The organism is Mucilaginibacter aureus (assembly GCF_053514885.1).
In genome coordinates, this window is the sequence record NZ_CP170601.1 from 157068 (window position 1) to 178400 (window position 21333).

A 21333-nucleotide genomic window follows, 5' to 3' on the forward strand; every position below is an offset into this window, starting at 1 on the left:
ACATCCGAAATAAATAAATCCGAAATCGAACATCCGAAACTGCGGAGCACTCTTGAGCACCTTTAAAAAATGAATACAAGCGAAAAATTCGAAATTAAGACCATGGCGCAAATGGCTGCCGAAGGCAAGGAACCCGAAATACTGTTTTGGGTGGGCTGCGCAGGCAGCTTTGATGAGCGCGCGCAAAAAATAACCGGCGATATCTGTAAGATATTGCAGCACGTGGGTATGAGTTTCGCGGTATTGGGTACCGAAGAAAGCTGCACCGGCGACCCGGCCAAACGCGCCGGCAACGAATTTTTATTCCAGATGCAAGCTATGACCAATATACAGGTGCTCAACGGCTACAACATCAAAAAGATAGTAACAGGCTGCCCGCATTGTTTTAATACCATCCGTAACGAATATCCGGGCCTGGGCGGCAATTACGAAGTGATCCATCATACCCAGCTGATACAGCAGCTGATTGACGAGGGTAAGCTGAAGGCCGAAGGCGGCGAGAGTTTTAAGGGCCGGAAGATAACTTACCACGACCCATGTTATTTGGGCCGCGCCAACGGGGTTTACGAAGCTCCGCGCAAAGCGCTGGAGATACTGGACACCGAACTGGTTGAAATGAAACGCTGCAAAACCAACGGACTGTGCTGCGGTGCCGGCGGTGCGCAGATGTTTAAGGAACCTGAAAAAGGCAACAAGGACATTAATGTTGAGCGTGTGGAAGAAGCTATTGGTACGAATGCTAAAGTAATAGCTGCGGGCTGCCCCTTCTGCATGACGATGCTGCGCGATGGTGTTAAGCACTTTGAAAAAGAACAAGAGATACAAGTATTAGATATAGCCGAGATTACCGCAAGGGCAAACGGCTTATAAAGATTCTTTTCTTTAACTGACCAATTATAAACTTGGCCTGCCGATGCGAGATCGGCAGGCTTTTTTGTTTGCTCATACTTTGATACTGGCATGACAGCATCCTGCGAAAGCGGAAAGCAATTATTTGTTAACTTTGTGGCCATGAACTTTTCTGAAAATTCGAAGGTTTGGATATACCAAGCGACACGCGAGCTTACCGAAGCCGAAACTGCACGTATAGCGCATATTCTTGCCGATTTTAGCACGGGTTGGACGGCACATAACAATCAGCTTAAAGCGGGTTATGAAATACGTTATAACCGCTTTATTGTGCTGATAGTTGACGAAACTCAGGCCGGCGCCAGTGGCTGCTCGATAGATAAATCGGTAAACCTGATGAAAAGCCTGGAGCAGGAGTTTAATATCAACCTGTTCGATAGGTTTAATATTGCTTACCGAGATGGTGAGGCTATAAAATCGGTTGGACGATTAGAGTTTGAAGAGCTGATCAAACAAGGCAAGGTTGATACGGATACCATTGTGTTTAACAACCTGGTGCCAACCTTAAAAGACCTGAACACCCAATGGGAAGTGCCTTTTAAAAACAGCTGGCATAACCAGGTTTTCGGTGGTCTGGTAACTGCGTAACCACTATGGGCCAGGAAGACCGTTTAAAAAAGCAGATAGACCAGCTGGCAAAGGCACTGGCTAACCTGTTAGCACGGTTAACCGGCTTAAATAGTGCAAACACTACTTTTGAGGCAATTGAGCAGGTTAATGCAAAACTAAAAGACGAATTAAAACTCGATCTGGATGAGCTTGCCGACTTGCCTGATGACAGCTTTATAACCAACTTAACTACCACGCACGGCCTAACTAACGCACATGTAAATTTGCTGGCCGACGTGATTTATACTACCGTTAAACTGCATCCCCACCCATCGCAGGCAAAAAAACTATCCGCTAAAGCATTGCTTTTATACAAACACCTTGCCGCTATCGAAAAAAATTACTCGCTCGACTGGGATATTAAAATAGCAGAGCTCAGCAAAATTGTTTGATACTTTGTATTAATCAATTTGTTATTTTAGTAAGATGGAAAATTATGATGCCCGGATAGACGCGTATATCGCCAAGTCTGCCGATTTTGCCAAACCCATTTTAACACATCTGCGCAAGCTAATACATGAAGCTTTCCCCGAAATTGAGGAAGGTATTAAATGGGGTTGCCCATTTTTTGATTACAAGGGCCCGGTTTGCCAGATGGTTGCTTTTAAACAGCATATGGGCTTTGGGTTTTGGAAAGCAACCTTACTGAGCGATCCGCATAAGCTGATCAAAACCGGGGAGGAAGAGTCGGCCGCGGGCAGTTTTGGACGTATTACCAGTCTTGCCGATCTGCCGGGCGACAAGATACTGATCGAATATATACAGGAAGCCGTACAGCTGAATGAGGACGGTAAAAAAACACCTGCAAGGGTAAAACCTGCCGTAGAAAAGAAGGAGCTAACCACGCCGCCTGAGTTTGAAACAATGCTGGACGGCATAGCCAATGCCAAACTGAACTTTCACAATTTTAGCCCATCAAAACAGCGGGAATACCTGGAATGGTTTGTTGATGCCAAAACCGAAGCTACACGGCAAAAACGCATGGAGCAGGCTGTGGAGTGGATAAGCGAAGGGAAGAGCAGGCATTGGAAATATCAGTAGCCCCCCGGGGGGGTTAGAAAACTTGGCCGATACCGATCCCTTTTATTTATAGCAATGTTCCCAAATTTTGCATATTGTTCCCCCTTCAGGGGGTTAGGGGGGCTAAAAATCCATCGGCCCAAGCCTGCGCATGTTTTTCATGATCACATATTGCCGGTGGTAAACATAACCTGTTGGCGCGGCGGGCGACCATTTTAGCGGGTTTGGCCACACGGCGGCAATAAGGGCTGCCTGCGATTTATTTAATTTTGACGCCGGGATATGGAAATATGCCTGCGATGCGGCTTCAACCCCGTAAATGCCATCACCCATTTCAATTTCGTTGAGGTAAACTTCAAGCACGCGTTGCTTGCTCCAAAAAATATTGATCAACAGGGTAAACCATGCCTCGAATGCTTTGCGGATAATGTTGCGCCCCGGCCATAAAAAAACGTTTTTAGCGGTTTGCTGGGTAATGGTACTCCCCCCTACCAGTTTGTGGCTGTGCTGGTTTTTATCAATTGCGCGTTCCATGGCTTTAAAGTCGAACCCGTGGTTCTCTAAAAAAGTGGCGTCTTCGGCGGCAACAGCGGCGCGTTTCATCGGGTCGGCAATGTCATCAAAGTTAACCCACTTTTTATCTATCTTCCACTCCTTACCGGCCGACTTTCGCTCAAAACCACGCTGTATCATCAGCCAGGTACCCGGCGGGTCGACAAAGCGGTAGATGATAACCCAAAGTATACTGATGCCTATAAAAGCTATTACTACCAGTTTAAGGATACGCAATATCAAACGCCACACGCCACCACGTTTTATTTTAGAACCGGTACTTTTACTTTTAGCCATCAGTCAAAAATATTGTTTTGATTTCGAATTTCGGAATTGGGATTTCGGATTTATTTCGAATGTCGAATTTTCAATTTCGAATTTATTTTTGATTTACAAAGTACTGCAATAAAAAAGGTGCCTGATCAATAGATCAAACACCTTTTAATTTTATTTATCAATTTCAGATTCAAAAATCAGACTTTAAAAATCCGAAATCGAACATCCGAAATCCGAAATTACTCAGCTACTACAGTAAACGGAACCTTAACTTTCACTTCTTTGTGTAAGTTTAAGTTAGCAATGTAATCGCCAACAAATTTTGGTTCGGTTTCAAAAGTAATGCGGCGACGGTCAACTTCAAAGCCTTCTTTTTTCAAAGCATCGGCAACCTGAATAGTGTTGATAGCACCGAAGATCTTACCGGTTTCGCCAGCTTTAGCACCGATAGTTAAGGTAACACCTTCTAAACGTGCTGCAATAGCGTCGGCATCCTTGCGGATCTTTTCTTGTTTAAACTGAGCCTGTTTCAGGTTCTCAGCCAATACCTTACGGGCAGATACAGTAGCCAGTGTAGCAAATCCCTGCGGGATCAAATAGTTACGGCCATAACCAGGCTTAACATTTACTACATCGTCTTTTTCGCCGAGGTTTTTAATATCTTGTTTTAAAATAACTTCCATTGTTTATCCTCCTGCTTATTTTAACGAATCTGTAACGTAAGGTAATAAACCAATATGGCGTGAGCGTTTAACCGCCTGAGCCACTTTACGCTGAAACTTTAACGAAGTACCAGTTAAACGGCGTGGTAATAATTTACCCTGATCGTTAACGAACTTTAATAAAAAGTTAGCGTCTTTGTAATCAATGTACTTGATACCGTTCTTTTTAAAACGGCAGTATTTTTTACGGTTATCCTCCACTTTGGGGGCAGTAACGTATTGAATTTGATCGTTTGCCATTATTTAGCTACCTCCTCAGTTTTAGTTTTTTTCTGATTGAATGCACCGCTGCGTTTTTTGTCGTTGTAAGCAGTTGCATGTTTGTCTAAGGCGATAGTCAGAAAGCGTAAAACACGCTCATCACGACGATATTCAACCTCCAGTTTGTTAATTAATTCACCCGGAGCTTTAAATTCGGTTAGGTGATAGTACCCTGTAGTTTTCTTTTGGATTGGGTACGCTAATTTTCTCAAACCCCAATTATCCTCCTGGACAATTTCGGCTCCGCCATCAGTTAACAGCTTGGTGTATTTTGCTACAACCTCTTTAGCAGTTTCAACTGACAGCAACGGGGTTAGAATGATCACGGTTTCGTACTGTTGCATTTAAACTTTGATTTTTAATGTTTTATCCGCTCAAAAGCGGGATGCAAATGTAGGTATATTTTTAATTAATTACAAAGCTTTTATTTAAATGAAACTGCGATGATTTATAAGGGCTTACGCTGCTGCCTGCGATTAAAACAAAAAAGCGATGAAGCTGAGCACTTCATCGCTTAAACACACCGAGTAACAAAGAAAAAATGATTAATTGATTTTCCCCTTAATTAATTGAACTGATCTCTTTGTCGTTTCAAATATATAATGCCCTTATAATAATTCATATCCGTGGAAACACGTATTTTAATTGTTTAAACATTTGTTTTTTATTGATTTTATTTTATATTAAAATATTGAAAAACAATTAATTACAAAAGAAAGCAGATCAAATTTACATATATCGATTTTTTTCGATGTAAAAAACACCCGGCGTAAAAGTGACTTAAATCATCATTAGGGATACCTTATTAATGCGGTTAAGGCCAGATGGCTAACCTATGTTATATCTATAGCGGTTAACCCACTTATAAACATCGCTTGCACATACCCTGCAATATTTATAATTTAGTTGCGATGGATAATTTTATTGTTTCGGCCCGAAAATACCGCCCGGTTACCTTTGATACCGTTGTGGGCCAGCAACATATCACCAACACGCTAAAAAACGCAATTCGCAATAATCAGCTGGCGCAGGCATTTTTATTCTGCGGGCCGCGTGGCGTGGGCAAAACTACCTGCGCACGTATCCTGGCTAAAACCATCAATTGTCAAAATTTACAGCCTAATGGCGAGGCCTGCGGCGAGTGCGATGCCTGTGTATCATTTACCCGTGGCAACTCGTTCAGCGTACATGAACTGGATGCAGCCTCGAATAACTCTGTCGAGGATATCCGCAGCCTGATCGAACAGGTGCGCATACCACCACAAACCGGCAAATTTAAGATCTATATTATTGATGAGGTGCACATGCTATCGCAGGCGGCCTTTAACGCTTTCCTGAAAACGCTGGAGGAACCGCCATCGTACGCTATATTCATCTTAGCTACTACCGAGAAGCATAAAATACTGCCTACCATATTATCGCGCTGCCAGATATTTGATTTTAACCGTATTAAGGTTGAGGATATGGCCGGGCACCTGGCATCCATCGCCGAAAGGGAAAACATTAAATACGAAGACGACGGCCTGCACATCATAGCCCAAAAGGCAGATGGCGGTTTGCGCGATGCATTGTCGATGTTTGACCAGATCGTTAACTTTTCGGGCAGCAATGTTACCTACCGTGCGGTTATTGATAACCTAAACATTTTAGATTACGACTACTATTTTAGTGTAACCAATAACCTGCTGGCCGAAGATACCGCCAAAGTGTTGTTGCTGTTTGATGAGATATTATCCAAAGGTTTTGATGGCAGCCATTTTATAACCGGTTTAACCGAGCACCTGCGCAATTTACTGGTAGGTAAAGATAATGAGACCCTGAAATTGCTGGAGGTTAGCGAAGGCATCCGAAAAAAATACCTGGAGCAGGCGCGTGCGGCATCGGTATCGTTTTTACTCTCGGCCATGAATATTGCCAACCAGTGCGACCTGAATTACAAGCTGAGTAAGAACCAACGACTGCAGGTTGAACTGGCACTGCTCAAGATATGCCATATTAAAGCAGCGCTCAATTTAGCCAACATAGCCCACACCCAGCCCGACAACGAGCAGGTAAAAAAAAAACCTGAGTCAGCAGGTATAACCCCTGCCGAAACGGCTGAAAAGGCTGTTGAGCCAGCACAACCAGTAGTTAATACTGCACCGCCGGTATCAACACCCATCCCATCGTTAAAACAACCCGAGCCGGCTGCCATCCCCGTAAGGGAACAACCTGCTGCCGAAAAGCCTGTAATTGCCATACCCAAACTAAACACCGGGATGCTATCGGTAACCATACCCTCGTTAAAGGATATGGGTAAAATTACCGAGAAGGTCGAAGAGGATGAGGACCCTTATTTAAAAGGTACCGATAAGGAAGATTTTACTTACGACGAGTTTTTAAAATACTGGCACGAATATGCCGACAAGGTAAAAGCCGAAGGTAAGCTTAACCTATTAAGTATATTTACCACCAACGCACCGGTGATGGTTAAGCCTTATGTGTTTGATGTGATTGCCGGTACCAAAAGCCTGGAAAATTCCTTCCGTGAAGACAAACACCTTATTTTAAACTTTTTGCGCACCTCCTTAAAAAATTTCGATATCGAGATCAATACCCGGATAGAAGAAGTTGCAACTACCAAAAAACTGTACTCGGCTACGGATAAATACCAGCATATGGCTACTAAAAACCCACAGTTGGTTGAACTGCGCCGCAGGTTTAATTTGGATGTGGAGTAATTTGATAATATCGAACATTCGAATGCTGAATTTTGAATGAGGAACGGTTCGATATTCGCCATTCAAAATTCATTATTCGATATTTATCGGTTTCCGTTTACTTCATCGGCCTATCATTCTTCGGGTAACCTTCTTCATCAAGGTCGTCACGGTCATCTTCGGGTGTGCGTGCCAGGATATCGTCTATAGGGTCGATCTCCAGGTCTTCGCCTGAGTTAATATGCATCCCTAATTTATCGGCATCCGTTTCGAGCGATTCGTCTTTGATATATTCGTCCACCGACAAAGGGTTGGATTCATCATAAGTGGAAAAACTATCGCCCCCATCCTTAACTGCCGTGTTGTACGGGTCGGGATGATCGTAATCGGGATCATCACTTTTTACATCAATTTCGAAGCTGTCTTCGTCGGCATTGTAACTCAGGTTTTCGGGCTCGTCGGTACTGCCGGTATCATCGGTTATATTCTCTTCGTCATCCAGTTCTTCGTCGTCGAAACCGGGTGTTGGTTTAGTATTGCTCATAACTTTTGTATTTATATTAAAGATAAGGAAAAAGGCCGCTAAAATGTTTTAGCGGGGCTATGTAAAAATATAAATAGGGTTTAGATTGTGTTGCAGGGCAAAATTATTTTTGTGTAAGTTTGGCACTTTAAAAATTGCAATAAAAATTAAGCCTTATATGTCAAAAATTAAAGTAGCTAACCCGGTAGTGGAGCTTGATGGCGATGAAATGACGCGCATCATCTGGAAGTTTATTAAAGACAAACTGATCACCCCGTATTTGGACCTGGACATTAAATATTATGATCTTGGTATTGAGTACCGCGATGAAACCAACGACCAGGTAACTATTGATTCGGCAAACGCCATTAAACAATATGGTGTTGGCATTAAATGTGCCACCATTACACCCGACGAAGAGCGTGTAAAAGAGTTTGGTTTGAAACAAATGTGGAAATCGCCAAACGGCACCATCCGTAATATATTAGATGGTACGGTTTTCCGCGAGCCGATTGTGATGAGCAACGTACCGCGTTTGGTACCAAACTGGACCGCCCCTATCTGCATTGGCCGCCATGCTTTTGGCGACCAGTACCGCGCTACCGATTTTGTGACCAAAGGCAAAGGTAAGTTAACCGTAAAATTCACTCCTGAAGATGGTAGCCCTGAGCAATCATTCGAGGTATTTAACTTTAAAGGTGATGGTGTTGCTTTAACCATGTACAATACTGATGAGTCGATTAAGGGTTTTGCGCATGCCTGCTTTAACCAGGCGCTGATGAAAGGCTGGCCATTGTACTTATCTACAAAAAATACCATCCTTAAAAAATACGACGGTCGCTTTAAAGATATTTTTGAAGAGATCTATCAAAACGAGTACAAAGTTAAATTTAAAGAAGCCGGTATCACTTATGAGCACCGCTTAATAGACGACATGGTTGCATCGGCCCTGAAATGGAACGGTAACTTTGTTTGGGCTTGTAAAAACTATGATGGCGACGTACAAAGCGATACTGTAGCACAAGGCTTTGGCTCGTTAGGTTTAATGACCTCGACTTTGGTTACCCCTGATGGCACCGTTATGGAAGCTGAAGCTGCACACGGTACAGTAACCCGCCACTACCGCGAGCACCAGGCCGGCCGCCCTACCTCAACCAACCCTATCGCATCAATATTTGCGTGGACCCGTGGTTTGGAGTTCCGCGGTATATTGGATGGAAACCAGGAACTGATTGATTTTTGCAAGGCTTTAGAGCAGGTTTGTATTGAAACTGTTGAAAGCGGCAAAATGACCAAGGACTTGGCTATCACCATTAAACCAAAGGTTGAACACGGTACCGACTACCTGTACACCGAAGAGTTTTTAGAAGCTATTGACGAAAACCTGAAAAAGAAATTGGGTAAGTAATTAATTGTTGGTGGGGACACAACAAGTGTCCGAAAGACTTAAAAAAGCGGCGGCCGTGTGCGATTCCCTCCCTTGGGAGGGTGTAGGGAGGGGTTTATTGAACATGGATACCGCAGAAGAACCCCTTCCTGCCACTTCACAGTCATCCGCACCCTTCCCCAAGGAAGGAGTTTTGATGGCAAACCTAATCTTCCCAACACTTGTGGTGGGGACACCAACAATGGAGAAATAATTATAGAGCCTCATCCGTGAAAAAACGGATGGGGCTTTTTTGTGCCTTTTAAGTCTTTGTCGTTGCAGTGACATGGTAGAGAGATATTGGCTTTTTATATTATAAAATTGTTAACTTGCAGTATAAACCTTTAGGATATGGGATTCTGGCCATTCGGAAAATCAAAAACTCAGGCTGTAAAAAAGTTTAACGAACCTTTAAGCACAGCGGTATTAACTACAAAATTTGTTATTAATGAGGGAAAAGAGATCACCTATGTTACGCACGACGCTGAGGATGGCGGCTGGCAGTTTTTAAGCGACGATGTATTTGATGATTACAAAGCGGTAATTATGGTTGTTGGCCTGGGACAGATCATTGAACGCGACCAAACCATATCAGACCTGGCCGACCTGCCCCCAGGGTATTACGCTGTGCGCGACAAACAAGGTGATGCCTGGGTGATCAATAAAAGTGAGGAAGAATAACTTAGCGCAGCATAAAAATACTGTAGCGAAACGATCTTAACTTGCGTAATGGTTTTAAATGCTCATGTTAAAACCTATGCAAACCAAAACCCGATCTGTTTATGTGCTCTTGCTTATCGCGACAGCCGCGTCGATTACTTATTTCTCGTGCAAAAAAAGTAGTACCTGCACCAGCGCAGTAGCTACCGGCATCCCTCCTTTCGCTTACCTGGAGCTAAAGGATAACCAGGACAGGGACCTGCTCGACCCTGCAACACCGGGGCATTATGATACGGCTTTTGTTAAACGATCGAACAGTTGGTTTAAGCTAACTGCAGCAGGTGTTAAACCCGTACTCGTTATATTTAATTATACCGAACATGAAGGCGCAAATGTGCTTAACCTAAGCGCAGCAGAGCAGGACGCTTTGGGCATCAGTTTAGAAACCATTAATCAAACCTGTAGTTTCCATATTAAATTATTGGCCCTCAATTATAACGGTACCGTATTAAACGCCGATGTTGCGCAAAGTAATTTATTTATTGCTCATAAATAGCCTTACTTCATGCTATAAAGCTGATTAAACAGCAATTTAAAGGTGCCGTGTGCCTGCCCCCGAAAAGTAATTTCGGGACCGAAAACGTACAGGTTACCCTTACCTACTGTTGCCCAAAACGCAGTTACATCGTCCTTTAAATATTTTTGACCAAAGGCCCAGCCGCTGCGTAAAGGCTTATCGGTGCTAAACCACATTAATGGCTTAACTCCTTTTGTGGCTGCATCGGCATCGAGTTTAAAAGCCGGGCTGTTATCATACAATACATCGGCTTCGGTATTCATGCCCCAGGTAGCGGGCTGCGCGGTATCAACCGAAACGCGCAATACCGCGCCCGGCACATAAAATTTATCGCCCGAAAAAGGCACATCTTTACCGTCGACCTTATCAACCAGGGCGTTGTGCACCGGCAAGTTAAGCTGGTAAGCCAGGTTGGCGCTGCTGCCTACGGTAACAATACTACCACCCGCTTCTAAAAATTCTTTTAGTTTGGGTATGGTTTTATCGGCAGTAATGCGGCCGGTCCAGGTGCTAAATTCGGCAGGTACATCTCCCTGACGGTTGGGACCGCCCGCTCCGCCGGCACCAAAACCGCCGGCACCACGACCTGCGTTAGCGCCAGGGATGGCACCGCCTACAAATACGATCACATCATACTTTCTTTTCAGGTCGCCGGCATCCAGTTCCTGCGGGTAAACCAGCTTATACGGAAAATGGTATTGTTCCATGAGCCACCTTGTCCAGCCAGACTGCATGGAACCACCGTAGTTATCCCAAAGGGCAATGCGTGCCGCCATTACCGGTAATAAATCGGCCGGTTGCTGTGCCGCAGTAGTCGCCGTTACATTAAAGTTAGCAGCATCGTTATCTAAAACTGCTTTGGCTTGCGCCGAATAGGGTATATAGAATGTTCCCGCGGGCATGCCCTGTTCGGCAGTTTTTAAACGCGAAACCATAGCTCCGGCCTTAAACAGATCGTTAACGGCTATAAAACTATTATTGGCCATAGGGCTTATAAAGTAGCCGTTTTTAACCACTACCGGGGCAGGGGCAGCAGGCATGGGCTGTATTTCGCCGTAAGGGATGCGTTTAAAGGGGCCGTTAAAATCGTCCAGTACCCGGTCGAACTGAATACCCATCTGGTAAGCCAGTGTCCAGCCGGTCATATCATACGGGCGGATGGGCGGGCCGCCGGGGTACAAAAAATCGTTGGGGTGATCCTGCGGTTCAAACCTGTCCAGTACCTCGGGGCGAAAAGCCTGGTTGGTTTTGAGGATGTATGAGCCTGCAGGGTATTGCCTGCCTGCCACGGCAAAGGCCGAGGTGGCTTTTTGTACTACTAAACCCGAGCGGATACAGGTATTGATAAAGCGCACAGCGGTAGCAAAATCGGGCTGATCGGCGGGAATGATATAGCCGCGTGGGTCGCGCAGGTTGGGGTTTTTCAAAACTGCATCGTAAAACTTAACAGGCACACCGGCGCGGTTTATCCCGCTACCGCCACCCATGGTAACCGCCCCGCCACGGTTGGCACGGCGGCTCGTGGTATCGGTAGCGCCAAGCGATGCCTTATAGTCGGCATTGATCTGATCAATTCTTTTTGGCGATAATGTCCAGTAATCCTTACTGCCCCGTTCGATCGAGTTTTTACCCATTTGGTAGGCGTTGTACAACAGTTCATCGGCATTGCGGGCCGCATAGTTAAGCACCGCGTAGTTGAGCGATACCGAATAATCTATCGACTGTTTAAAGTGCCATTTTTGCGGTGTAACCGGGAATGGTGTAGCACTGTTGGGGATCAAACGTTCGGGCACCAGCGGAATGTTAGATGGCGTTGGGCTGCCAATAATTTCGGTTAGCAAACCCACCATATTATGGAAGTAAGTGGCAGTACGCAAACCACCGTTCCACCAGGTTGAAAACTCTGTGCCGGAGCGCTGAGTATAACCCGGCTTACCTTCTTTATTGAGGCGGCTGTTCATGGCCGAGCCTACGGCATCCAGACTGGTAACCAATAACGGGTCGTACACATAATTAAACGGATCGCGGAAAGGAGGCCCCGCCACTACCGACCCCGCAGGGCCCGCCTGATGGTGGTTGTAAACTATCTGCGGCAGCCAGTTGATGTATTGTTCGCGGGTAATGTTTTGCGTTTCCTTCATATTCATCATATAAAAGTCGCGGTTATTATCATGTCCTATATATTTTGCCCATAAACGCGGGGTATTCATATTGCGTTTAGCGGTATCTTTTTCGTGCATGTACCAGTTCGAAACCAGTTCCTGCCCATCAGGGTTGGCGTGTACAAACAAGATGATATCATGATTGAGGATATTCATCGTTTCGGCATCGGTGCGGGTAACAAAGTTATACGCGGTTTGGATAAGCTGATGCGCACCTACGGTTTCGCTGGCGTGCAGGCCGCCATCTATCCATACAATTGCTTTACCCAGGCCAGCCAGCCTGTGCGCTTCGGCGTCGGTGAGGTTTTCGGCATGTGCCAGTTTTTGGGAGATATCCTTATATAAGGCCAGCTTTTTTATGTTTTCGGGCGAGGAGACGATGAACATAAACTGGCGGCGGCCTTCTTCGGTGGGGCCTATATCAACATATTTGGTACGCGGCGATGCGGCCAGTTTTTTAAAGTAAGCTTCGGTTTGCGTGTAGTTGGCCAGCTGGTAATCATCGCCAATATTAAAGCCAAAATGCTGTTTAGGTGTAGGGATGCGTTGCGCGAGGGTTGAAACGGCGCAAAAAAGCACAAAACAGGTGCTGAGGTAAAGGTTACGAATCATAAGCGGTCAGTTAAACCCGATAAAAATGTCGGCGATTTGAAGATACAAAAAATACCGGCGAGGCCATCGCTGTAAAGAAAATGTTATAATTGGTTGAGTGCGGGTAGTACGTGGTGAGCTGAGAATGGAGAGTGGTTTATCGGTAACCTGTACTAAGAGGTGAGCAAATTAGTCCCGGTAAATTATTTCACCGACTTATCTACGCTTCTCACCGAGTAGTTAATTGCCTTTGCCTAATGACAATTGATGCGCCTTAGTTATGCCTGTACTTTTGGGTAACAATTAAAAATTAAAACAATGGACAACAATATTGAACACGCAGAAAAACGCCGCAGAAACAGAGTATTTGCCGGTATTATTTTATTGGTAGCAGGCACCGTTTACCTGTTTAATCAGCTTGATTTTTTCTTTGTTCCGAACTGGCTTTTTAGCTGGCCGATGATATTGATCGTTGTCGGTTTAATGAGTGGTGTACGACACAATTTCCGCAACCCGGCCTGGTTTTACATGGTGCTGGTGGGCAGTGTGTTTTTGATCAACATGATCGTACCGTCGGTGCAGATCATGGTACTGTGGCCGCTCATCCTGATCGCAATTGGTGTACGGATGATGTTTTTTAGAGAAAGCAGCTGGTGCCATGAGCGCTGGGAAAGAAAAAATGCCTGGAAACGCGAAATGCATTACAAAGCCGACCCAACTTCGTTATAACAATAACCACCTCAACATATATGTAGGCCCGCCCTGTTTTTTGAACCGGGGCGGGCTTTTTTGTTAGGTATATGTTGATATTTAAATCGATTTTGTGTATATTTAACCAAAAGCGCGATGCTTTTGATCATTGCGCCACTGGTCATTAAATTATTGGTTTTATGAGGATGGGAGAGATCAAACGATTGAAAATTTTCTTACAATTCCCCCCCTGCTTTTTTAAGGACTGAATGATTGAGCTTTGAATGATTGAATGAAAAACGTTCTTTAAAATACCGACAAATACCCACCCTGTGACAGGTTGGTGACAACACCAACAAGGGCGAGGAATCAAGAATTAAGATAGAAAGGTTTAAAAATTTCTTACAATTTCCCCCCTTGTTTAGTGCTGAGTCGAAAGCCTCGAGTCGGGAGTCAAGTCGGAAAACATTTGAAAAAACACCCATAAATACCCATGTTTTTTGACTTGTAACACTCAAATAATTTTACAACTTTGAAGCTTTATAATTTTACAACCTGATAATGCCCAAATTATTTCACCGACAAAACCCCAAAGCTTACCGAGTAATACAGCAGGTTACCAAAAATGCGTTGCCCTATTACAAATGTTATATTAGTTTTATATCATAATTTATAATACCCCTTTACAAATGAGCATCGATATAGAACATAAAGATAAAGAGCCCCGCAAAAACAAAGCATTGGTGGGGATGATATTACTACTGGTGGGCATAGTTTTTTTGGTACACCGTTTAAACGTTATACTTTTTCCTTTCTGGATATTTAATGGCTGGATGATCATGATCATCTTTGGCCTGTACATAGGTATAAAACATAATTTCAGAAACATAGCCTGGCTGATACTGGTAGTGATAGGTGGCTTGAATTTACTGGACGATATATTTCCGAGAGCGAATTTTAATGACGCCATCTTCCCGATCATCATTATCGCGATAGGTATACGCCTGATCATGAACCGCGACAAGCCATGGGACAGAAACCGCTGGAATAAAAAATGGAACAAAGAGGAGTGGAAAAGCCAGTGGAAAACCGACTGGAAAAATTACGGACAGACAGGAAATACTGACGCCCCCGCGGCTCCCTATGAACAAAAAGCCTTTACCGATACCGGCGATTTTAAAGGTTACGGTGATGATTACCTGGACGCGACATCCGTTTTTAGCGGTGTAAAAAGAAAGATCCTTTCGAAAGACTTTAAAGGCGGCGATATTACCAACTTTTTTGGCGGTTGCGATGTGGATTTTACCTCGGCGGATATTGCGGGACGGGTGGTGATCGATGTAACCCAGGTATTTGGGGGCATCAAGCTGATCGTACCGCCGCACTGGCACGTTACATCAGAGATGGTATCGCTGTTTGCAGGCTTTGATGATAAACGCATGCAAAAAAACGATTATGGCAGCGACAAAATACTGGTACTGAAAGGCACCTCCGTTTTTGCCGGCGTTGAAATACGCAGCTATTAACAAGCCGAAACCCTTAACCGTATTCAAACAATCTTATCAATTGTTACCTGACCTGAACTAAATTTGGCGACGACAACTGGCATCATATCGAAAATTGGCTGGGCATTAGCAGCCTGCTGCCTCATCTGGATGGGGCTGCAGGCTTATATTATCTATAGCTTTGGCTTTAACTGGTATATTGCCGTAATTGACAGCGTTTGCAATACCCTGCTATTGGTTGGCGCCTGCTGGCTCATCAACAACAACCTGCGTTACTACCAGCCCGGTACCAAGGGCTATATCAACCTGGTGGTTTGGTGCGCCGCTTTATCAGGATTATGTATTGCCATAGCACGCTGGAGCTTACCTTATTTACTGGATGACAAGGTGTACAAAACCTTCTTTTCGCAGTCGCTTATCATTCGTTTCTTTATCGGCTTTTTAGCTATCGGTTGTATGGCCATGGTGAGCGTGATCTATTATACTCAACTTGATCAGAAAGAAAATGATCGCCGCAAGGCCGATGCAGAAAAACTGGCGCGCGAGGCAGAGTTGTATAACCTGCGTCAGCAATTGCAACCGCACTTCTTATTCAACAGCTTAAACTCCATCAACGCGTTGATTGGGCTACGTCCGGATGAGGCCCGTAAGATGATCCACCAGTTAAGTGATTTTTTACGGGGGACCTTGAAAAAAGACGACCAGGCACCGGTATCGCTTTCGGATGAATTACAGCATCTGCAGCTATACCTGGATATTGAGAAGGTGCGTTTCGGTCATCGCCTCGAGGCTGAAATTAGTTGCGACAACAAAAGCGGCGGCATGATGCTGCCCCCAATGCTGTTACAACCCATTGTAGAAAATGCCATCAAATTCGGCTTATACGACACGACCGAGAATGTAGTGATCAGTATACGCGCCGAGGTAACCGATAATTATTTAGTTTTGATGGTACAAAACCCTTACGATGCGCAAACTACCCGCCCGCGTAAGGGAACCGGTTTTGGGCTGAGCGGTGTACAACGGCGTTTATATTTACTGTTTGCCCGTAACGACCTGGTGGAAACCTTTGCGGAAGACAATATATTTACAACTATAATAAAGATACCTCAGATATGATGAAAGCTTTAGTTATTGATGACGAGCCACTGGCACGCATGGTGGTACGCGAGTATTTGCTGAACTTTCCGCAAATTGAGGTACTGCAAGAGTGCGGCGACGGTTTTGAAGGCGTTAAGGCCATTAACCAGTACCAGCCCGACCTGGTGTTTTTGGATGTGCAGATGCCTAAAATAAACGGTTTTGAAATGCTCGAACTGGTTGAACATCAACCGGCGGTTATCTTTACTACTGCTTTTGACGAGTATGCCATCAAAGCTTTTGAAACACATGCGGTTGATTACCTGCTCAAACCATTTAGCAAAGAGCGCTTTATTAAAGCGGTTGAAAAGTTTGTAAACCAGGCTGCTGCCGCACCAGTAAAAAAGAACACCGAAGAACTGATCAATTCGGTTGTGCCGCCTTCGCCATCGCAGCACGAGCGTATTGTGGTGAAAACAGGTACCAAGGTAAAGATCATACCTGTACAGGATGTAATTTACCTGGAAGCCGACGACGATTACGTAAGCATCCACACAGCCGAAGGCTCGTTTTTGAAAAATAAGACCATGGGCTTTTTTGAGCAAACGCTCGATCCCGGCCAATTTGTACGGGTGCATCGCAGCTTTATTTTAGCTGTACAGCAAATTACCCGGATAGACCCTTACGAAAAGGACGCGCATATTGCGATATTGAAATCTGGCGCTAAAATACCGGTAAGTAAAACGGGATATGTGAAATTGAAAGCGGTGCTGGGGATATGATCATAACCTGGATTCCATTACTTAACGGCCACTTAGCTATTGGCCACAAACCCGGTAAAAAAATGCCTGTGAGCCATTTGAAGGGCGAAGGCACAACTACTGTTGTGACGTTGCTAAACGACAATGAAGGCGCGGCAGACATTGGGCAACAATCTGCAAAAGCCGGAATAGACTGGATAGGGTTTCCACTTTCGGCATCGGTGCAAAACAATAATCCCGCAGAGGTTTCAAAATTAATGGCGCAACTGCAACAACGGGTGCAGGATGGCGGTAAAGTTTATATACATTGCTCGGCAGGGATACACCGTACTGGCATAATAGCTTACGGTTTGTTACGCCATTTAGGCATGAGTGCCGATGATGCCTATAAAACACTTAGTTTATTACGCCCTGTTACTGCGGCACAAGTTGGTGCCGAACGACTCACCTGGGCCAATCAGTTCAGTAAACAATAATTATGTACGCATTTTCTCTATCGCTGCTTTAAGCTCCTCGGGCTTTTTGGTGCCAATTACCATTTTAGTGCCTTTGTTGTTAATAATAAACAAACCCATACCGCCGCTGGTGTTATAAATAGTGCCAAACTCATTACTCAGGCGCATACCAAAGCCATTGGCGCGATAAGGTACTACATCCATTGTAGCTATATCGGCTAAATGTATTTCGTTAAGGTTGCCCGCCGAAATACCAAAACCGTAGTGGATACTTTGGGTGTCTATCACCGTAAATAACTTAAAAAAATAAAAACCTAACAGCATAGGACCCGATATGAATATTACCAATACAACCAGCGCCCCATTAGACAGCGGTTTGTCGCCCACCGGTATACCTGTAACCAGTTGGTAGATCAAAATACCTACTAAAGGCATTGATGCAGCAATCAAAATGAGCCACAGCCACCATTGCCTGAATTTTTGCACTTCGGTAAACAGTATTTCTTTTTCCATACCCAGTAAAATAATGGTCAATATAGGTAAATTATACGAGTATCAAGTTTTTTACTTGCCGGTCAGCACCCTACAGGACAGTTAATTGACAGCTATCAATAACTTTGCAAAAACGCCTTAACCGGGCACCCTGTAAACCTCTTATATTTGAACCTTGCTTATACAATGAAGAAGATACTTTTAGCAGCTACCTGTGCCTTACTATCGTCGGGCATTGCTTACGCACAAACAAAAAAACCGGCAACTGCAGTTTGGCCGCAGCAAACCAAAGAGATGCACCCCTGGACACGTTGGTGGTGGATGGGTAACGCCGTTGATGATAAAAACACTGCCCGTTTGTTAGAAACTTATCATCGGGCAGGTTTTGGTGGTGTTGAAGTTACCCCGATATACGGTGCTATAGGTTACGAGAACCGTTACCTGCAGTTTTTATCGCCGCAATGGATGGGTGCTTTGGATTTTACCATCCAAAAAGCAAAAACCCTGGGTATGGGTGTAGATATGAACACCGGTACCGGCTGGCCGTTCGGCGGGCCGCAGATCAAAGCTGAAAATGCTGCCGGTAAACTGATCATACAAACCTACAAACTGGCATCGGGCGAAAGCCTGAGCGCTAAAATTGTGGTTAACGACTCTAAACAAGCTAAAAACGGTGCCATATTACAGGCAGTAACGGCATACGGCGATAAAGGCGAAGTAATTGACATTACCAATAAAATAGAGGCAGATGGTACGCTGAAGTGGAAACCCGCCAGCGGCAACTGGGAGCTTTATGCAGCTTTCGCCGGAAAGACCTTGCAGCAGGTTAAACGCGCCGCACCGGGCGGTGAGGGTTTTGTGATGGATCACTTATCAAAAACCGCCGTTGAAACTTACCTGAAACGTTTTGATGAAGCCTTTAAAGGTAAATCGCCGGGGATTGGCTCGTACTTTAATGATAGTTACGAAGTATATGGCGCAAGCTGGTCGCCGGGCTTTTTTGAAGAGTTTTTACGCCGCCGCGGATACGACCTGCGTTTGCACCTGCGCGAGTTGAACAGCAACGAAAACAGCCTGGCCGTGGCCCGTATTAAAAGCGATTACCGCGAAACCATGAGTCAAATGCTTTTGGATAACTTTACGCTGACCTGGACAAACTGGGCGCACCATTATGGCAGCTTAACCCGCAACCAATCGCACGGTTCGCCGGGCAATTTGCTTGATCTGTACGGTGCGGTAGATATACCGGAATGTGAGACCTTCGGCTCCAGCCATTTTGATATACCGGGCCTGCGCCGTGATAGTGCTGATGTACGTAATGTTGACCCCGACCCCATGATGCTGAAATTCGCTTCATCGGCAGGGCATGTTAACGGCCGCAAATATGCTACGTCAGAAACTTTTACCTGGCTGACCGAACATTTTAAAGGTTCGTTATCGCAATGCAAACCCGAGTTGGAGCAGGTATTTTTGGCCGGTGTTAACCATGTGTATTTTCATGGCACCACTTATTCGCCCGAAGATATCCAATTTCCGGGCTGGTTGTTTTACGCGTCTACCAATTTTGTACCCAACAACAGTTGGTGGGGGCATTTGCCAGGGCTAAACGATTATATTACCCGTTGCCAATCGGTTTTACAAGCCGGTAAACCGGATAACGAATTGCTGATCTACTGGCCAGTATACGATGCCTGGGCCAATACCAAAGGCATGGAAATGCAGTTAGCTATTCACGGTATAGACGAGTGGCTGCGCCCTACACAGTTTTATAAAACATCTATGCAATTGCAAAAAGCCGGCTATTCGTTCGATTTTATTTCGGATAAGATGATCGGTAATTCAAGTGTGATGAACGGTCAGATCATCACCAAAGCCGATGCGCAAAGCCGCAAGGTGCTGGTTGTACCTGCCTGCCGGTTTATACCATTGGCTACCCTGGATAAGATCATCACCCTGGCGAAAACAGGCGGTACTGTGATCATACAGAAATTACCGGAAGATGTACCGGGCTTAAACGAACTTGAATCGCGGCAAGCAAAACTAAAAACAACTTTAGCGTCGCTTAAGTTTACCGATCTGCCAAACGGCATTAAACAATGCAAAACCGGAACAGGGCAGATCTTATTATCCGAAGATATTCAAAAAGCGTTGGAATATAAAGATGTTAAAGGAGAAGCTTTGGTTGAAACAGGTTTGAAATTTATTCGCCGTTCTATCGCCGGAGGCAAATATTACTACATGGTTAACCACACCAGTAAAGCCATTGATGCCAATTTGCCATTGAATATCAAAGCGGCTTCGGTAATAATTTTAGATCCACAGAGCGGTGGTTATGGCGTGGCAAAATCATCATTAAATGGCAATGTAACCAATGTACATATCCAGTTACAATCAGGCGAGGCCGTAATTTTGAAAGCTACTACCGCACCTGTTTCAGGTATGGCTAAGTGGAAGTACATTGAAAAAACTGATGCACCGGTAACTATCGGCAATATTTGGTCGTTACATTTTACCAAAGGCGGCCCTGTAGTTCCATCTGATGTTCAACTAACCAAATTACAATCGTGGACAACGTTGACAGATGCTCATGCGATCTCCTTTTCAGGCAGTGGTGAATATACTACCACTTTTGATGTACCTGCAAAAAAAGCAGGCGAATATGTATTGAACCTGGGCAAGGTTTGCGAAAGTGCCCACGTGTATATCAACGGGCAGGATGCCGGCATCTTCTGGAGCATACCTTTTAGCGCACGTGTGGGCAAGTTTTTAAAACCTGGTAAAAACACCATTAAAATTGAAGTGGATAACCTGATGGCGAACCACATCCGTTATATGGATCAAAATGGCATCCAATGGCGCAAATACCACGAGATCAATTTTGTAAATATCAACTACCAACCGTTTGATGCTGCAAAATGGGCGCCTATGCCTTCGGGGTTATTAGGGCCGGTAACGTTAACTGCAGTTGAATAAATGAAGTATCCTCCCATAGCGTTAGTATGGGGGGTAACGCTACTAACAAAAAAGCCCCGGTTTCCCGGGGCTTCTCTATAAATCATTAAAACCGTTGTGGTTGTTTGTTACCTTTAAAACCGCCGCCACCGCTTGTGCGTGGCTTGTCTTCGGCTTCAGCAACAGAAATTCTGCGGCCATAATAATCGGCGCCATCCATATTTTCAATGGCTTCGCGAGCCTCATCATCGTTGGTCATCTCAACAAAACCAAAACCTTTGCTTTGTCCTGTTTCCCTATCCTTAACGATCCTAAGTGATTTTACATGCCCAAAATCACCAAAAACGGCGGTTAGCTCTTCTTCCCCAACCTGGAACGGTAGTCCTGCAATAAATATCTTCATTAAACTTA

22 protein-coding genes are annotated in these 21333 nt (G+C 44.8%); 14 read left to right on the forward strand and 8 right to left on the reverse strand.

Annotated features, from left to right (window positions below; genetic code table 11):
- Positions 1–69: 69 nt before the first annotated feature.
- The 4 genes from ACFGVR_RS00750 to ACFGVR_RS00765 all read left to right on the forward strand — a co-directional run bounded on the left by ACFGVR_RS00750 (position 70) and on the right by ACFGVR_RS00765 (position 2559).
- On the forward strand, positions 70–870 hold the full coding sequence (locus ACFGVR_RS00750) for a (Fe-S)-binding protein (protein ID WP_448700415.1): 801 nt from the start codon (positions 70–72) through the stop codon (positions 868–870).
- A 90-nt stretch (positions 871–960) separates the two neighbouring features.
- Positions 961–1497 carry an ABC transporter ATPase gene (locus tag ACFGVR_RS00755; RefSeq protein WP_448700417.1) on the forward strand — a complete coding sequence of 179 codons (537 nt, stop codon included), beginning with the start codon at positions 961–963 and terminating at the stop codon, positions 1495–1497.
- Positions 1498–1502: 5 nt separating this feature from the next.
- Entirely contained in the window at positions 1503–1910 is a 408-nt protein-coding gene (locus ACFGVR_RS00760) for a hypothetical protein (RefSeq protein WP_448700418.1), read from the forward strand.
- Positions 1911–1944: 34 nt separating this feature from the next.
- Complete coding sequence (locus ACFGVR_RS00765; protein ID WP_448700420.1) at positions 1945–2559, forward strand: YdeI/OmpD-associated family protein; 615 nt, start codon at positions 1945–1947, stop codon at positions 2557–2559.
- 102 nt (positions 2560–2661) lie between these two features.
- Here ACFGVR_RS00765 and mtgA read toward each other — a convergent pair whose 3' ends face one another.
- The 4 genes from mtgA to rpsF form a co-directional block, all read right to left on the reverse strand.
- Positions 2662–3387, reverse strand: a complete 726-nt coding sequence (gene mtgA / locus ACFGVR_RS00770; protein ID WP_448700422.1) for a monofunctional biosynthetic peptidoglycan transglycosylase — start codon at positions 3385–3387, stop codon at positions 2662–2664.
- 218 nt (positions 3388–3605) lie between these two features.
- A complete protein-coding gene (gene rplI / locus ACFGVR_RS00775) occupies positions 3606–4049 on the reverse strand; it encodes a 50S ribosomal protein L9 (RefSeq protein ID WP_448700424.1) in 444 nt (147 codons plus the stop codon).
- Between the two features lie 15 nt (positions 4050–4064).
- Positions 4065–4328: a 30S ribosomal protein S18 gene (gene rpsR, locus ACFGVR_RS00780; protein WP_448700426.1), complete on the reverse strand. Its 264-nt coding sequence runs from the start codon at positions 4326–4328 to the stop codon at positions 4065–4067.
- Positions 4328–4693, reverse strand: a complete 366-nt coding sequence (rpsF, locus tag ACFGVR_RS00785; RefSeq protein WP_448700428.1) for a 30S ribosomal protein S6 — start codon at positions 4691–4693, stop codon at positions 4328–4330. The genes rpsR and rpsF overlap by 1 nt, the downstream gene beginning before the upstream one ends.
- A 567-nt stretch (positions 4694–5260) precedes the next feature.
- Between rpsF and ACFGVR_RS00790 the strand changes: the two genes are divergently transcribed.
- A complete protein-coding gene (locus tag ACFGVR_RS00790; RefSeq protein WP_448700430.1) occupies positions 5261–7069 on the forward strand; it encodes a DNA polymerase III subunit gamma/tau in 1809 nt (602 codons plus the stop codon).
- A 97-nt stretch (positions 7070–7166) separates the two neighbouring features.
- Here ACFGVR_RS00790 and ACFGVR_RS00795 read toward each other — a convergent pair whose 3' ends face one another.
- Positions 7167–7592, reverse strand: a complete 426-nt coding sequence (locus ACFGVR_RS00795) for a hypothetical protein (protein ID WP_448700432.1) — start codon at positions 7590–7592, stop codon at positions 7167–7169.
- A 157-nt stretch (positions 7593–7749) separates the two neighbouring features.
- On the opposite strand from ACFGVR_RS00795, the gene ACFGVR_RS00800 reads away from it, so the two are divergent.
- From ACFGVR_RS00800 to ACFGVR_RS00810, 3 genes are all read left to right on the forward strand, one after another.
- Positions 7750–8979: an NADP-dependent isocitrate dehydrogenase gene (locus tag ACFGVR_RS00800; protein WP_448700434.1), complete on the forward strand. Its 1230-nt coding sequence runs from the start codon at positions 7750–7752 to the stop codon at positions 8977–8979.
- A gap of 369 nt (positions 8980–9348) precedes the next feature.
- Complete coding sequence (locus ACFGVR_RS00805) at positions 9349–9678, forward strand: immunity protein Imm33 domain-containing protein (RefSeq protein WP_448700436.1); 330 nt, start codon at positions 9349–9351, stop codon at positions 9676–9678.
- Between the two features lie 76 nt (positions 9679–9754).
- On the forward strand, positions 9755–10213 hold the full coding sequence (locus ACFGVR_RS00810) for a hypothetical protein (protein ID WP_448700438.1): 459 nt from the start codon (positions 9755–9757) through the stop codon (positions 10211–10213).
- Between the two features lie 2 nt (positions 10214–10215).
- On the opposite strand, the gene ACFGVR_RS00815 is transcribed toward ACFGVR_RS00810, so the two are convergent.
- Positions 10216–13008: a M14 family metallopeptidase gene (locus ACFGVR_RS00815; protein WP_448700439.1), complete on the reverse strand. Its 2793-nt coding sequence runs from the start codon at positions 13006–13008 to the stop codon at positions 10216–10218.
- A 297-nt stretch (positions 13009–13305) separates the two neighbouring features.
- Between ACFGVR_RS00815 and ACFGVR_RS00820 the strand changes: the two genes are divergently transcribed.
- The 5 genes from ACFGVR_RS00820 to ACFGVR_RS00840 all read left to right on the forward strand — a co-directional run bounded on the left by ACFGVR_RS00820 (position 13306) and on the right by ACFGVR_RS00840 (position 17499).
- Positions 13306–13716: a LiaF transmembrane domain-containing protein gene (locus ACFGVR_RS00820; protein ID WP_448700441.1), complete on the forward strand. Its 411-nt coding sequence runs from the start codon at positions 13306–13308 to the stop codon at positions 13714–13716.
- A 650-nt stretch (positions 13717–14366) separates the two neighbouring features.
- The gene (locus ACFGVR_RS00825; protein ID WP_448700443.1) at positions 14367–15203 is read left to right on the forward strand and encodes a LiaF transmembrane domain-containing protein; all 837 of its coding nucleotides are present in this window, start codon (positions 14367–14369) and stop codon (positions 15201–15203) included.
- Between the two features lie 63 nt (positions 15204–15266).
- Complete coding sequence (locus ACFGVR_RS00830) at positions 15267–16301, forward strand: sensor histidine kinase (protein WP_448700445.1); 1035 nt, start codon at positions 15267–15269, stop codon at positions 16299–16301.
- Entirely contained in the window at positions 16298–17044 is a 747-nt protein-coding gene (locus ACFGVR_RS00835) for a LytR/AlgR family response regulator transcription factor (RefSeq protein WP_448700447.1), read from the forward strand. The genes ACFGVR_RS00830 and ACFGVR_RS00835 overlap by 4 nt, the downstream gene beginning before the upstream one ends.
- Complete coding sequence (locus tag ACFGVR_RS00840) at positions 17041–17499, forward strand: protein-tyrosine phosphatase family protein (protein WP_448700449.1); 459 nt, start codon at positions 17041–17043, stop codon at positions 17497–17499. Before ACFGVR_RS00835 ends, ACFGVR_RS00840 begins: the two co-directional genes overlap by 4 nt.
- On the opposite strand, the gene ACFGVR_RS00845 is transcribed toward ACFGVR_RS00840, so the two are convergent.
- Complete coding sequence (locus tag ACFGVR_RS00845) at positions 17500–17991, reverse strand: hypothetical protein (RefSeq protein ID WP_448700451.1); 492 nt, start codon at positions 17989–17991, stop codon at positions 17500–17502.
- Positions 17992–18156: 165 nt separating this feature from the next.
- On the opposite strand from ACFGVR_RS00845, the gene ACFGVR_RS00850 reads away from it, so the two are divergent.
- Positions 18157–20943, forward strand: a complete 2787-nt coding sequence (locus ACFGVR_RS00850) for a glycosyl hydrolase (protein ID WP_448700453.1) — start codon at positions 18157–18159, stop codon at positions 20941–20943.
- An 85-nt stretch (positions 20944–21028) separates the two neighbouring features.
- Here the strand turns inward: ACFGVR_RS00850 and ACFGVR_RS00855 are convergent, their stop codons facing one another.
- Positions 21029–21325 carry an RNA recognition motif domain-containing protein gene (locus ACFGVR_RS00855; protein WP_448700455.1) on the reverse strand — a complete coding sequence of 99 codons (297 nt, stop codon included), beginning with the start codon at positions 21323–21325 and terminating at the stop codon, positions 21029–21031.
- Positions 21326–21333: the final 8 nt, after the last annotated feature.

Excerpts from the sequence above, each read along its gene's own strand:
- ACFGVR_RS00750 (WP_448700415.1), top strand. The coding sequence starts at position 70 with ATGAATACAAGCGAAAAATTCGAAATTAAGACCATGGCGCAAATGGCT.
- ACFGVR_RS00755 (WP_448700417.1), top strand. The coding sequence starts at position 961 with ATGACAGCATCCTGCGAAAGCGGAAAGCAATTATTTGTTAACTTTGTG.
- ACFGVR_RS00760 (WP_448700418.1), top strand. The coding sequence starts at position 1,503 with ATGGGCCAGGAAGACCGTTTAAAAAAGCAGATAGACCAGCTGGCAAAG.
- ACFGVR_RS00765 (WP_448700420.1), top strand. The coding sequence starts at position 1,945 with ATGGAAAATTATGATGCCCGGATAGACGCGTATATCGCCAAGTCTGCC.
- mtgA (WP_448700422.1), bottom strand. The coding sequence starts at position 3,387 with ATGGCTAAAAGTAAAAGTACCGGTTCTAAAATAAAACGTGGTGGCGTG.
- rplI (WP_448700424.1), bottom strand. The coding sequence starts at position 4,049 with ATGGAAGTTATTTTAAAACAAGATATTAAAAACCTCGGCGAAAAAGAC.
- rpsR (WP_448700426.1), bottom strand. The coding sequence starts at position 4,328 with ATGGCAAACGATCAAATTCAATACGTTACTGCCCCCAAAGTGGAGGAT.
- rpsF (WP_448700428.1), bottom strand. The coding sequence starts at position 4,693 with ATGCAACAGTACGAAACCGTGATCATTCTAACCCCGTTGCTGTCAGTT.
- ACFGVR_RS00790 (WP_448700430.1), top strand. The coding sequence starts at position 5,261 with ATGGATAATTTTATTGTTTCGGCCCGAAAATACCGCCCGGTTACCTTT.
- ACFGVR_RS00795 (WP_448700432.1), bottom strand. The coding sequence starts at position 7,592 with ATGAGCAATACTAAACCAACACCCGGTTTCGACGACGAAGAACTGGAT.
- ACFGVR_RS00800 (WP_448700434.1), top strand. The coding sequence starts at position 7,750 with ATGTCAAAAATTAAAGTAGCTAACCCGGTAGTGGAGCTTGATGGCGAT.
- ACFGVR_RS00805 (WP_448700436.1), top strand. The coding sequence starts at position 9,349 with ATGGGATTCTGGCCATTCGGAAAATCAAAAACTCAGGCTGTAAAAAAG.
- ACFGVR_RS00810 (WP_448700438.1), top strand. The coding sequence starts at position 9,755 with ATGCAAACCAAAACCCGATCTGTTTATGTGCTCTTGCTTATCGCGACA.
- ACFGVR_RS00815 (WP_448700439.1), bottom strand. The coding sequence starts at position 13,008 with ATGATTCGTAACCTTTACCTCAGCACCTGTTTTGTGCTTTTTTGCGCC.
- ACFGVR_RS00820 (WP_448700441.1), top strand. The coding sequence starts at position 13,306 with ATGGACAACAATATTGAACACGCAGAAAAACGCCGCAGAAACAGAGTA.
- ACFGVR_RS00825 (WP_448700443.1), top strand. The coding sequence starts at position 14,367 with ATGAGCATCGATATAGAACATAAAGATAAAGAGCCCCGCAAAAACAAA.
- ACFGVR_RS00835 (WP_448700447.1), top strand. The coding sequence starts at position 16,298 with ATGATGAAAGCTTTAGTTATTGATGACGAGCCACTGGCACGCATGGTG.
- ACFGVR_RS00840 (WP_448700449.1), top strand. The coding sequence starts at position 17,041 with ATGATCATAACCTGGATTCCATTACTTAACGGCCACTTAGCTATTGGC.
- ACFGVR_RS00845 (WP_448700451.1), bottom strand. The coding sequence starts at position 17,991 with ATGGAAAAAGAAATACTGTTTACCGAAGTGCAAAAATTCAGGCAATGG.
- ACFGVR_RS00850 (WP_448700453.1), top strand. The coding sequence starts at position 18,157 with ATGAAGAAGATACTTTTAGCAGCTACCTGTGCCTTACTATCGTCGGGC.
- ACFGVR_RS00855 (WP_448700455.1), bottom strand. The coding sequence starts at position 21,325 with ATGAAGATATTTATTGCAGGACTACCGTTCCAGGTTGGGGAAGAAGAG.